The sequence below is a fragment of the Citrobacter portucalensis genome, from assembly GCF_002042885.1.
Lineage (GTDB): Bacteria > Pseudomonadota > Gammaproteobacteria > Enterobacterales > Enterobacteriaceae > Citrobacter > Citrobacter portucalensis.
Genome location: NZ_MVFY01000013.1, coordinates 45,875 through 57,875 on the forward strand (window position 1 = coordinate 45,875; position 12,001 = coordinate 57,875).

General features: G+C 51.8%; 13 protein-coding genes. 10 read left to right on the forward strand and 3 right to left on the reverse strand.

The features are described 5' to 3' along the window. Window positions 1-94 precede the first annotated feature (94 nt). The 6 genes from cytR (at window position 95) to rraA (ending at window position 5,726) form a co-directional block, all read left to right on the forward strand. On the forward strand, window positions 95-1,120 hold the full coding sequence (cytR, locus tag BZK40_RS18210) for a DNA-binding transcriptional regulator CytR (RefSeq protein WP_003825179.1): 1,026 nt from the start codon (window positions 95-97) through the stop codon (window positions 1,118-1,120). Between the two features lie 93 nt (window positions 1,121-1,213). Next, a complete protein-coding gene (gene ftsN, locus BZK40_RS18220) occupies window positions 1,214-2,188 on the forward strand; it encodes a cell division protein FtsN (RefSeq protein ID WP_079935063.1) in 975 nt (324 codons plus the stop codon). 91 nt (window positions 2,189-2,279) lie between these two features. Next, complete coding sequence (gene hslV / locus BZK40_RS18225) at window positions 2,280-2,810, forward strand: ATP-dependent protease subunit HslV (protein ID WP_003028805.1); 531 nt, start codon at window positions 2,280-2,282, stop codon at window positions 2,808-2,810. 9 nt (window positions 2,811-2,819) lie between these two features. Further along, window positions 2,820-4,151, forward strand: coding sequence for an ATP-dependent protease ATPase subunit HslU (gene hslU, locus BZK40_RS18230; protein WP_003028803.1), 1,332 nt, complete (start codon window positions 2,820-2,822; stop codon window positions 4,149-4,151). 67 nt (window positions 4,152-4,218) lie between these two features. Beyond that, window positions 4,219-5,148, forward strand: a complete 930-nt coding sequence (gene menA, locus BZK40_RS18235; protein ID WP_003825185.1) for a 1,4-dihydroxy-2-naphthoate polyprenyltransferase — start codon at window positions 4,219-4,221, stop codon at window positions 5,146-5,148. Window positions 5,149-5,240: 92 nt separating this feature from the next. Beyond that, window positions 5,241-5,726 (forward strand): ribonuclease E activity regulator RraA, encoded by a 486-nt coding sequence (gene rraA / locus BZK40_RS18240; RefSeq protein WP_008787034.1) that lies wholly within the window; start codon window positions 5,241-5,243, stop codon window positions 5,724-5,726. Between the two features lie 37 nt (window positions 5,727-5,763). On the opposite strand, the gene BZK40_RS18245 is transcribed toward rraA, so the two are convergent. From BZK40_RS18245 to zapB, 3 genes are all read right to left on the reverse strand, one after another. Next, the gene (locus BZK40_RS18245) at window positions 5,764-6,153 is read right to left on the reverse strand and encodes a hypothetical protein (protein WP_032945603.1); all 390 of its coding nucleotides are present in this window, start codon (window positions 6,151-6,153) and stop codon (window positions 5,764-5,766) included. Beyond that, a complete protein-coding gene (locus tag BZK40_RS18250) occupies window positions 6,150-6,818 on the reverse strand; it encodes a hypothetical protein (RefSeq protein ID WP_032934070.1) in 669 nt (222 codons plus the stop codon). Before BZK40_RS18250 ends, BZK40_RS18245 begins: the two co-directional genes overlap by 4 nt. A gap of 92 nt (window positions 6,819-6,910) precedes the next feature. After that, on the reverse strand, window positions 6,911-7,156 hold the full coding sequence (gene zapB, locus BZK40_RS18255; protein WP_095533156.1) for a septal ring assembly protein ZapB: 246 nt from the start codon (window positions 7,154-7,156) through the stop codon (window positions 6,911-6,913). 428 nt (window positions 7,157-7,584) lie between these two features. On the opposite strand from zapB, the gene BZK40_RS18265 reads away from it, so the two are divergent. The 4 genes from BZK40_RS18265 to fpr all read left to right on the forward strand — a co-directional run bounded on the left by BZK40_RS18265 (window position 7,585) and on the right by fpr (window position 11,949). Next, window positions 7,585-8,430, forward strand: a complete 846-nt coding sequence (locus BZK40_RS18265) for an MIP/aquaporin family protein (RefSeq protein ID WP_003825195.1) — start codon at window positions 7,585-7,587, stop codon at window positions 8,428-8,430. 22 nt (window positions 8,431-8,452) lie between these two features. Next, window positions 8,453-9,961, forward strand: coding sequence for a glycerol kinase GlpK (glpK, locus tag BZK40_RS18270; protein WP_003028792.1), 1,509 nt, complete (start codon window positions 8,453-8,455; stop codon window positions 9,959-9,961). A 135-nt stretch (window positions 9,962-10,096) separates the two neighbouring features. Continuing rightward, on the forward strand, window positions 10,097-11,107 hold the full coding sequence (glpX, locus tag BZK40_RS18275; RefSeq protein ID WP_079935064.1) for a class II fructose-bisphosphatase: 1,011 nt from the start codon (window positions 10,097-10,099) through the stop codon (window positions 11,105-11,107). Window positions 11,108-11,202: 95 nt separating this feature from the next. Then, the gene (gene fpr / locus BZK40_RS18280; RefSeq protein ID WP_048215185.1) at window positions 11,203-11,949 is read left to right on the forward strand and encodes a ferredoxin--NADP(+) reductase; all 747 of its coding nucleotides are present in this window, start codon (window positions 11,203-11,205) and stop codon (window positions 11,947-11,949) included. Window positions 11,950-12,001 lie beyond the last annotated feature (52 nt).

Consider the following 12,001-nt stretch of genomic DNA (forward strand, 5'->3'; position numbering starts at 1 on the left):
GTAACCGCTTCCATTCACTATCTGATAAAAATGTTTCAGATGAAGGTTATCCAGGGACGAGTCTGTGCCAGCAGCTCTCTGGCGAGGAGAAAGAGTGAAACCGAATAAGCAGGTTGCCGCCGCTACGATGAAAGATGTTGCTCTGAAGGCGAAAGTCTCAACGGCAACCGTATCCCGCGCATTAATGAACCCGGACAAAGTCTCGCAGTCAACCCGTAACAAGGTTGAGCAGGCAGCGCTGGAAGTGGGATATCTACCCCAATCAATGGGACGTAACGTTAAGCGTAATGAGTCACGTACCATTCTGGTGATTGTGCCAGATATCTGCGATCCGTTTTTTAGCGAAGTGATTCGTGGCATCGAAGTGACTGCCGCAGAACAGGGATACCTGGTGCTTATTGGCGACTGCGCGCACCAGAACCAGCAGGAAAAGACGTTTCTTAACCTCATTATCACCAAGCAGATCGATGGCATGGTACTGCTCAGCTCACGCCTGCCGTTTGATGCCAGCGTGGAAGAACAGCGCAATTTACCGCCGATGGTCATGTCGAACGAGTTCGCGCCAGAGCTGGAACTCCCTACCGTGCACATTGATAACCTCACCGCCGCCTTTAACGCGATGAATTATCTGCTGGAACTGGGGCATAAACGCATTGGTTGTATCGCCGGACCCGAAGATATGCCGCTGTGCCATTACCGTCTGCAAGGCTACGTTCAGGCATTACGCCGCAGCGGAATTACGGTCGATCCGCATTTCATCGCGCGCGGTGACTTTACCTATGAAGCGGGAGCCAATGCGTTGAAGCAGCTCCTTGAACTACCGCAGCCGCCGACCGCTGTCTTTTGTCACAGCGACGTCATGGCGCTGGGCGCACTCTCTTACGCCAAACGTCAGGGTCTGAAAGTCCCTGATGATTTATCCATTATTGGCTTTGATAACATTTCGCTCACGGAATTTTGTGATCCACCCCTGACAACCGTCGCACAGCCGCGTTTCGATATCGGACGTGAAGCTATGCTGTTACTGCTCGATCAATTACAAGGGCAGAGCGTCAGCAGTGGCTCACGTTTACTGGACTGCGAGCTTATTATTCGGGGTACTACCCGGGCACTGACGTAAAGTAAAGTGCTTTCGGACTCCCCTGTCTGGTCAAAGGCCCGCCGCTTAAGTAACATGGCGGGCTGACGAACGAATATATACAGCGAAACGATAGTGGCACAACGAGATTATGTACGTCGCGGCCAACCGGCACCTTCGCGGCGCAAGAAGAGCACATCACGGAAAAAACAACGCAATACGCCTGCGGTATCGCCCGCAATGGTTGCTATTGCTGCAGCCGTACTCGTGACCTTTATCGGTGGTCTGTACTTCATTACGCATCACAAGAAAGAAGAGTCCGAAACGCTGCAAAACCAGAAAGTCACCGGTAATGGCATTCCGCCAAAACCGGAAGAGCGCTGGCGATACATCAAAGAGCTGGAAAGCCGTCAGCCTGGCGTACGTGCGCCTACCGAACCGTCTGCGGGCGGCGAGGTGCTGAATGCCGATCAGCTAACCAATGAGCAGCGCCAGCTATTGGCGCAAATGCAGGCTGATATGCGTCAACAGCCGACGCAGCTCAACGAAGTACCGTGGAACGAGCAAACGCCTGAACAACGCCAGCAAACGCTGCAGCGTCAGCGTCAGGTGCAACAGCAGCAGTGGAATAACGCACAGCAGCAGGCTCAGCAGCCGCGTCCACGGGCAACAGAACAGCCGTATCAGCAGCAGCAAACGCGTACAGCACAAGCCGCGCCGGTACAGCAGCCGAAAGCGCAGCCAAAACCGGCGGCGCAACAGCCGTATCAGGATCTGCTGCAAACGCCTGCGCATACCACCGCCGCTCAGCCGAAAACGCAACCGGCCGCGCCAATAACGAATGAAACGCAACCGCCAAAACAGACGGCGGAGAAAAAAGATGAACGCCGCTGGATGGTTCAGTGCGGGTCATTTAAAGGCGCTGAGCAGGCAGAAACCGTGCGCGCGCAGCTGGCCTTTGAAGGCTTTAACTCCCGTATTACCACCAATAACGGCTGGAATCGTGTGGTCATTGGTCCGGTCAAAGGCAAAGAGAATGCCGACAACACCATCAGCCGCCTGAAGGTTGCTGGTCACACAAACTGCATTCGACTCTCTACTGGGGGTTGAAACCCCCAAAATCCCCCCCATCTATACTTGCATTACGCCCCGTACACTGTGCGGGGCCTGTACATTGCATTTGTAACCAAGGGGTCTGCTCGTGACAACAATAGTAAGCGTACGCCGTAACGGCCATGTGGTAATCGCCGGTGATGGTCAGGCCACACTGGGTAACACCGTAATGAAAGGCAACGTGAAGAAAGTCCGCCGTCTGTATAACGACAAAGTCATTGCGGGCTTTGCGGGCGGTACTGCGGATGCATTCACGCTGTTCGAACTGTTCGAACGCAAGCTGGAAATGCACCAGGGTCACCTGGTGAAAGCGGCCGTTGAACTGGCAAAAGACTGGCGTACCGACCGTATGCTGCGCAAACTCGAAGCGCTGCTGGCCGTCGCAGATGAAACGGCATCACTCATCATCACCGGTAACGGCGACGTCATCCAGCCAGAAAACGATCTGATTGCTATCGGCTCCGGCGGTCCCTACGCCCAGGCTGCTGCACGCGCTCTGCTTGAAAATACCGAGCTTGGCGCACGCGAGATTGCTGAGAAAGCGTTGGATATTGCAGGGGATATCTGCATTTATACCAACCACTTCCATACCATCGAAGAATTGAACTCCAAAGCGTAAGGATCCCCCATGTCTGAAATGACCCCACGCGAAATTGTCAGCGAACTGAACAAACACATCATCGGCCAGGATAACGCTAAGCGTTCCGTGGCGATCGCCCTGCGTAACCGCTGGCGTCGTATGCAGCTCAACGAAGAGTTGCGTCATGAAGTCACGCCGAAAAACATTCTGATGATTGGCCCGACCGGCGTCGGTAAAACCGAAATTGCCCGTCGTCTGGCAAAACTGGCCAACGCGCCGTTCATCAAAGTTGAAGCAACAAAATTCACCGAAGTCGGCTATGTTGGTAAAGAAGTAGATTCCATCATCCGCGATCTGACCGATGCTGCCATCAAAATGGTCCGCGTGCAGGCAATCGAGAAAAACCGCTTCCGTGCCGAAGAGATGGCGGAAGAGCGCATTCTCGACGTGCTGATCCCACCAGCTAAAAATAACTGGGGGCAGTCAGAGCAGCCGCAGGAACCTTCTGCAGCGCGTCAGGCATTCCGTAAAAAACTGCGTGAAGGCCAGCTGGATGATAAAGAGATCGAAATCGATCTCGCGGCCGCACCGATGGGCGTTGAAATTATGGCGCCTCCAGGAATGGAAGAGATGACCAGCCAGCTGCAGTCCATGTTCCAGAACCTGGGCGGTCAGAAGCAAAAACCGCGTAAGCTGAAAATCAAAGACGCGATGAAGCTGCTGATTGAAGAGGAAGCGGCCAAACTGGTGAACCCGGAAGAGCTGAAACAAGAAGCTATCGACGCCGTTGAGCAGCACGGGATCGTGTTTATCGACGAAATCGACAAAATCTGTAAGCGCGGCGAATCCTCCGGCCCGGACGTGTCCCGTGAAGGCGTACAGCGCGACCTGCTGCCGCTGGTTGAAGGCTGCACGGTCTCCACCAAGCACGGCATGGTGAAAACAGATCACATTCTGTTTATCGCTTCTGGTGCATTCCAGGTAGCCAAACCGTCCGACCTGATCCCAGAACTGCAGGGTCGTCTGCCGATTCGTGTCGAGCTGCAGGCGCTGACCACCAGCGATTTTGAGCGTATCCTTACCGAACCGAATGCCTCCATCACCGTCCAGTACAAAGCGCTGATGGCGACTGAAGGTGTGGACATCAACTTCACTGAATCCGGTATTAAACGCATTGCCGAAGCGGCCTGGCAGGTTAACGAAACCACCGAAAACATCGGTGCACGTCGTCTGCATACCGTTCTGGAACGTCTGATGGAAGATATTTCCTATGATGCGAGCGATTTGAACGGCCAAAGCATCACAATTGATGCCGAATATGTGAGCAAACATCTGGATGCGCTGGTCGCAGATGAAGATCTGAGCCGTTTTATCCTATAATCGCGTTCAATGCATTTTCATCACTGTTGATGGGGCTGATAAAGCCCCATTTTTATTGGCGCTAAATATGACTGAACAACAACAAATTAGCCGCTCACAAGCCTGGCTGGAAAGTTTACGACCTAAGACCTTACCGCTCGCCTTCGCGGCGATCATCGTCGGTACGGCATTAGCATGGTGGCAAGGATACTTCGATCCGCTGGTTGCTCTGCTGGCATTGATTACGGCAGGACTGCTGCAAATTCTGTCCAATCTCGCTAACGACTATGGCGATGCCGTTAAAGGCAGCGACAAACCCGACCGTATTGGACCGCTGCGCGGTATGCAAAAAGGGGTCATCACCCAACAGCAGATGAAGCGCGCGCTGATCGTCACCGTGGTGCTGATCTGTCTGTCCGGGCTAGCCCTGGTTGCTGTAGCCTGTCACACGCTGGCGGATTTTGTCGGTTTCCTGGTGCTCGGCGGTCTGTCGATTATCGCCGCGATCACCTACACCGTGGGTAATCGCCCTTACGGATATATCGGCCTGGGCGATATTTCTGTGCTGGTATTCTTCGGCTGGCTCAGCGTAATGGGAAGTTGGTATCTGCAGGCGCATACGTTGATTCCAGCGCTGATTCTGCCTGCCACCGCCTGCGGCCTGCTGGCAACCGCCGTGCTCAACGTCAACAACCTGCGCGATATCAACAGCGACAGAGAAAACGGCAAGAACACGCTGGTCGTGCGTTTAGGCGCTGTCAATGCCCGCCGCTACCACGCCTGTCTGCTGATGGGCACGCTGGTCTGTCTGGCACTGTTCAACCTGTTCTCACTGCAAAGCCTGTGGGGATGGCTGTTTATCCTCGCCGCTCCGCTGCTGATCAAACAGGCTCGCTATGTAATGCGCGAGATGGACCCGGCTGCAATGCGTCCGATGCTGGAACGCACCGTAAAAGCGGCATTGTTAACTAACCTGCTGTTTGTCGTTGGAATTTTCTTAAGTCAGTGGTCTCTTTAACTGACAAATATCAATTAACAATTGATGATTTTGCCAACAGTACACATAGCGCGATATACTAAAAATTCTCGCAGCAACTGAACGTTAAGCCTATGAAATACGATACATCCGAGCTTTGTGACATCTATCAGGAAGATGTCAACGTCGTGGAACCGCTGTTCTCTAACTTTGGGGGACGGTCGTCGTTTGGCGGACAAATCATCACGGTAAAATGTTTCGAGGACAACGGGTTGCTGTACGATCTGCTCGAACAAAACGGCCGTGGTCGCATTCTGCTGGTCGATGGCGGCGGTTCTGTCCGTCGTGCGCTGGTCGATGCCGAACTGGCACGGCTGGCCGTACAGAATGAATGGGAAGGTCTGGTCATCTACGGCTCAGTACGCCAGGTAGACGATCTGGAAGAACTGGATATCGGCATTCAGGCGATTGCCGCTATTCCGGTAGGTGCCTCAGGTGAAGGCATTGGGGAAAGCGATGTACGCGTCAACTTCGGTGGCGTGACGTTCTTCTCCGGCGACCACCTGTACGCCGATAACACCGGGATAATCCTCTCCGAAGACCCGCTCGATATCGAGTAAGCGAAAAAGGCCATCAGCAAATTTGATGGCCTTTTTTTCATTCATTTGATTCGTAATGAATGACTTTAATATCATACTTTTTATATTTTTCTTCGACAACGATACTCATCGTCTCACGACTGACAGGATAAGTTTCGATATAAGCATTTAATTTATCCTCAGCTATCTGAATGCCACTCTTTTGTATCTCGGTAAAAATTATCTCACTGCGTTGAAGATGACTACCATCATCTGCATAGCTTACAAAAAACCAGTCGTTAGATATCCTTGGAGCCTGTTTAAGAGGTTTCGGTGTTAGCAGATGATAAAATAATAAATTCTGCTGAGTGTAGATTTTTTCTGTATAGATGCTCACCATAAAATGACAATAAAATAGCGCAATAAAAAGCATAAACACAATAATAAAACCTGATCTCCTGGATTTCATATGTGGAGTTCCCGAACATAATCAGGATTAGCAATAGGTCTTATTACATCCATAAATAAAGGTAATTCACCCGAATAGGGTTCATGTCTCTTATCTTTATTGATAGGGTCAGGAAACAGTAACGGAATAACACTTTTATTCTTAAACTCACCAACTGGGCCATAGAAGTCCCAGATTCGATAAGCCTTTTCTTTCGAGCATATCTGAAGGTAAGAGGTGTAATCTGCATAATTTACCGCTTGGTAAAAACCAAATAGATTTGAGACCAAATCTTCAGCACTATAACCACTATCCGTTAAATAAACATAAGGCCAAAAGTCCTGTAAGGACTCAAAGCGATGTGACGTACCTAAGAATATTGATAAAGCAATACCTTGTAAGGTTCGCTCCTGCAATCCTCGGCGCACCATAAATCTACGATATATACCAGTATTGATATTTATGCCATGAATGTTTTTGGACATACTTTGATGATAATTCACTTCATAAAACTCACTATCACCACCACGAGGCCTTGTCATTTCAAACCATAATTTTTCAGCCCCTGCCGGATTAGCATGGCCTAAATCAATCCATCCTAAATTATCTGTATAGATAAGACCATATCTAATATCTCTGGTGATAAGTCGATCCGAATCATCAATAATATCGTTTCTTTTTGTCATATCGTATTCTTTGATATTTAAAAAATACGATATCCTAATCTCTACATAGCAAAAAGGCATCCATTATGGATGCCTTTTTCAAGAAATCAGAATTAGACTTCTTCCATACGACCCAGCAGGGCATGCAGACGATCCTGCCAGCCGCTTTGCTGTTCTTTCAGGCTGTTGTTCTCACGCTCCAGTTCTTCACGCTGCTGCTGTGCAGTCTGAACTTCCTGCGACAGTGAGTTGTTCTTTTCTTTCAGCTCTTCGATTTCCATCTGCAACAGCGTGATGGTATCAATCGCCTGCTGTACTTTTGCTTCCAGTTTCTCAAACACTTCTAATGACATCGTCATACCTCTCCTGAATTGCAAGGCGTTGATGGATAAAAATCCTCGTCCCGATAACCGGCGACGCCTTAATAAAAACGAGCGCACTCTACTTAACACCGATTGTATGAAGCCGCGTCATCCCTGTCCAGCGGCATCCCGCGCAGATTGCGGTTTGCAACACTTTTAGTCTTTCTCCTGGTGACATTACTGTCATAACTCTTAAGTGTTAACAGATTGATCAGTGAAATGATTCAGCTCACACTATTTTTGTATAACAAATACCTCACAATGGCGCGGAAACGCTCATTTTGTTGATGCAGTACACACATTTTAATTTCGATATTTCTCGTTTTTGCGCGTTAACGATAAATTAACAGTGTGCCTACCGGCTCCGGGGATGTCAGTGACCTTCTCGCACACAATAAACATTAAACTCTCTTCAGGATCCGATTATGAGTCAAACATCAACCTTAAAAGGCCAGTGCATTGCTGAATTCCTCGGTACCGGGTTGTTGATTTTCTTCGGTGTGGGCTGTGTCGCTGCACTTAAAGTGGCTGGGGCTACTTTTGGTCAGTGGGAAATCAGTATCATCTGGGGTCTGGGGGTAGCGATGGCTATCTATCTGACCGCAGGCGTTTCTGGTGCACACCTGAATCCCGCGGTAACCATCGCACTCTGGCTGTTCGCCTGTTTTGATAAACGCAAAGTTGTTCCTTTTATTATTTCGCAAATTGCCGGCGCCTTTTGCGCAGCGGCACTGGTTTACGGGCTTTATTACAATCTTTTCCTCGATTTCGAACAAACTAACCATATCGTACGCGGCAGTACCGAGAGCCTGGGTCTGGCAGGTACTTTCTCCACCTATCCGAACCCGCATATCAATTTTGTGCAGGCCTTCGCGGTTGAAATGGTCATTACCGCTATTCTAATGGGGCTGATTCTGGCTCTGACCGACGATGGTAACGGTGTACCTCGTGGTCCGCTGGCACCACTGCTGATCGGCTTGTTGATTGCCGTTATTGGTGCTTCCATGGGTCCGCTGACAGGTTTTGCGATGAACCCGGCACGTGACTTCGGACCGAAACTCTTCGCCTGGATGGCCGGATGGGGTGAGATTGCCTTCACGGGTGGTCGCGATATCCCTTACTTCCTGGTTCCGGTGTTTGGCCCGATTACCGGCGCGATTTTGGGCGCATGGGCATATCGCAAACTGATTGGTCGTCATTTACCGTGCGATGTCTGCGCGATTGAAGAAAAAGACGTTGCGGCCAACACTCAACAAAAAGCTTCGCAGTAATGTGACTACGGGACAAAAAATTATGACTGAAAAAAAATATATCGTTGCGCTCGACCAGGGCACCACCAGCTCCCGCGCGGTCGTAATGGACCACGATGCGAATATCGTTGCCGTTTCACAGCGCGAATTCGAGCAAATCTACCCGAAAGCAGGTTGGGTAGAACATGACCCGATGGAAATTTGGGCGACCCAAAGCTCCACGCTGGTAGAAGTTCTGGCGAAAGCCGATATCAGTTCCGATGAAATTGCAGCGATCGGTATTACCAACCAGCGTGAAACCACCATCGTCTGGGAACGCGAAACCGGTAAACCTATCTATAACGCGATTGTGTGGCAGTGTCGTCGTACCGCGGATATCTGCGAAAAGCTCAAGCGCGACGGTATGGAAGAGTACATCCGTAATAATACAGGTCTGGTCATTGACCCGTACTTCTCCGGCACCAAAGTGAAGTGGATCCTCGACCACGTAGAAGGCTCGCGTGAGCGCGCTCGTCGCGGCGAACTGCTGTTCGGTACCGTAGATACCTGGCTTATCTGGAAAATGACGCAGGGACGTGTACACGTCACGGATTACACCAACGCCTCACGTACCATGCTGTTCAACATCCACTCCCTGGACTGGGATGACACGATGCTGGATGCGCTGGATATTCCGCGTGCAATGCTGCCTGAAGTTCGTCGCTCTTCTGAAGTGTACGGCCAGACCAACATCGGTGGTAAAGGCGGTATTCGTATTCCTATCTCCGGTATCGCCGGTGACCAGCAGGCGGCGCTGTTTGGCCAGCTGTGCGTGAAGGAAGGGATGGCGAAAAACACTTACGGTACCGGCTGCTTCATGCTGATGAACACCGGCGAGAAAGCCGTTAAGTCCGAAAACGGACTGCTGACCACCATCGCTTGCGGACCGACCGGGGAGGTGAACTACGCGCTGGAAGGTGCGGTATTTATGGCTGGCGCATCTATCCAGTGGCTGCGTGATGAAATGAAACTCATCAGCGATGCGTTCGACTCCGAATATTTCGCCACCAAAGTGAAAGACACCAACGGCGTGTACGTCGTTCCGGCATTTACTGGCCTGGGCGCACCGTACTGGGACCCGTATGCTCGCGGTGCCATCTTTGGTCTGACCCGTGGGGTAAACTCCAACCACATCATCCGCGCCACGCTTGAATCTATTGCATACCAGACCCGTGATGTTCTGGAAGCAATGCAGGCTGACTCCGGTATTCGCCTGCACGCCCTGCGCGTCGATGGCGGTGCGGTCGCCAACAACTTCCTGATGCAGTTCCAGTCCGACATTCTCGGCACGCGCGTTGAGCGCCCGGAAGTCCGCGAAGTCACCGCATTGGGTGCGGCATACCTGGCTGGTCTGGCAGTAGGCTTCTGGCAGAATCTGGATGAGCTGCAGGAAAAAGCGGTCATCGAGCGTGAATTCCGCCCAGGCATCGAAACCACCGAACGTAACTTCCGTTACAGCGGCTGGAAAAAAGCGGTCAAACGCGCCATGGCGTGGGAAGATCACGACGAGTAATACGTCATAGCCGGATGGCAACTGTGCCTTATCCGGCAATATCTTCGTGCGGGGACAACCCCGCACACACATCAATAATCTCGCCCCCTCCCCTGTGCTACACTTCGCGCCATTCCTTTCAGCTACGAGTTTGCAATGAGACGAGAACTTGCCATTGAATTTTCACGCGTGACCGAAGCGGCCGCGCTGGCTGGCTATAAATGGCTGGGCCGCGGCGACAAAAATACCGCTGACGGCGCGGCGGTAAACGCCATGCGTATTATGCTCAACCAGGTCAATATCGACGGCACCATCGTGATTGGCGAGGGTGAGATCGATGAAGCACCGATGCTGTTTATCGGTGAGAAAGTCGGGACCGGTCTTGGTGATGCGGTCGACATCGCCGTCGATCCTATCGAAGGCACACGCATGACGGCAATGGGTCAGGCAAACGCGCTGGCCGTACTGGCTGTTGGCGATAAAGGCTGCTTCCTGAACGCGCCAGACATGTACATGGAAAAGCTGATTGTCGGCCCAGGCGCAAAAGGGTCTATCGACCTGAACCTGTCGCTGGAAGCCAACCTGCATAACGTTGCCGCTGCACTCAATAAGCCGCTGAGTGAACTGACCGTCACCATTCTGGCCAAGCCACGCCATGATGAAACGATCGCCGAAATGCAAAAACTGGGCGTGCGTGTCTTTGCTATTCCAGACGGTGACGTTGCGGCCTCCATTCTGACCTGCATGCCAGACAGTGAAGTTGACGTGCTGTACGGCATTGGCGGCGCACCGGAAGGTGTCGTTTCTGCCGCCGTTATCCGCGCGCTGGACGGCGACATGCAGGGCCGTTTGCTGGCACGTCATGACGTCAAAGGCGACAGCGAAGAGAACCGTCGCATTGGCGAACAAGAACTGGTTCGTTGCGCCGCCATGGGCATTGAAGCGGGCAAAGCGCTGCGTCTCGATGAAATGGCGCGTAGCGACAACGTCATTTTCTCTGCCACCGGCATCACCAAAGGCGATTTGCTGGAAGGGATTAGCCGCAAAGGTAATATCGCGACCACCGAAACGCTGCTGATCCGCGGTAAATCACGTACGATCCGTCGCATTCAGTCGATTCACTACCTCGATCGTAAAGATCCCGATGTACAGGCGCACATCCTGTAATTGATTTGATCAATAGAGCCTTCCAGCCCATATGGGCTGGAAATCTTTCGTCCAACGAACGAAGATAAGGCAATCAAAGCAGACAGGAGAAAACCATGGCAGATTGGGTAACAGGCAAAGTCACGAAGGTACAGAACTGGACCGATGCCCTGTTTAGTTTGACCGTGCGAGCTCCGGTTCTTCCTTTCACTGCAGGTCAATTCACCAAGCTTGGCCTTGAGATCGAGGGCGAGCGCGTCCAGCGTGCTTATTCTTACGTCAATGCCCCTGATAACCCCGATTTAGAGTTTTATCTGGTGACGGTTCCCGACGGCAAACTCAGTCCTCGTCTGGCAGCACTGAAGCCTGGCGATGAAGTCCAGGTGGTGAGTGAAGCTGCTGGTTTCTTCGTGCTGGATGAAGTCCCCGATTGCGACACGCTGTGGATGCTGGCAACCGGCACGGCTATCGGCCCATATTTGTCGATTCTGCAATTAGGCAAAGACCTGGATCGCTTCAAAAATCTGGTGCTGGTCCATGCCGCGCGCTATGCCGCCGATTTGAGCTATCTACCGTTGATGCAGGCCCTGGAAAAGCGCTACGAAGGTAAATTACGCATCCAGACGGTGGTCAGTCGTGAAACCGTGGCAGATTCGCTGACCGGGCGTGTACCGGCACTAATTGAAAGCGGTGAACTGGAAAAAGCGGTCGGGCTGCCAATGGATAAAGAAACCTGTCATGTGATGCTGTGCGGAAACCCGCAGATGGTGCGCGATACCCAGCAGTTGCTGAAGGACACCCGGCAGATGACCAAACACCTGCGCCGCCGACCGGGCCATATGACCGCAGAGCACTACTGGTAAGAACGTTTCAATGCCCGGTTAACACCCGGGCATTTTGCCGGATGGCGCATAC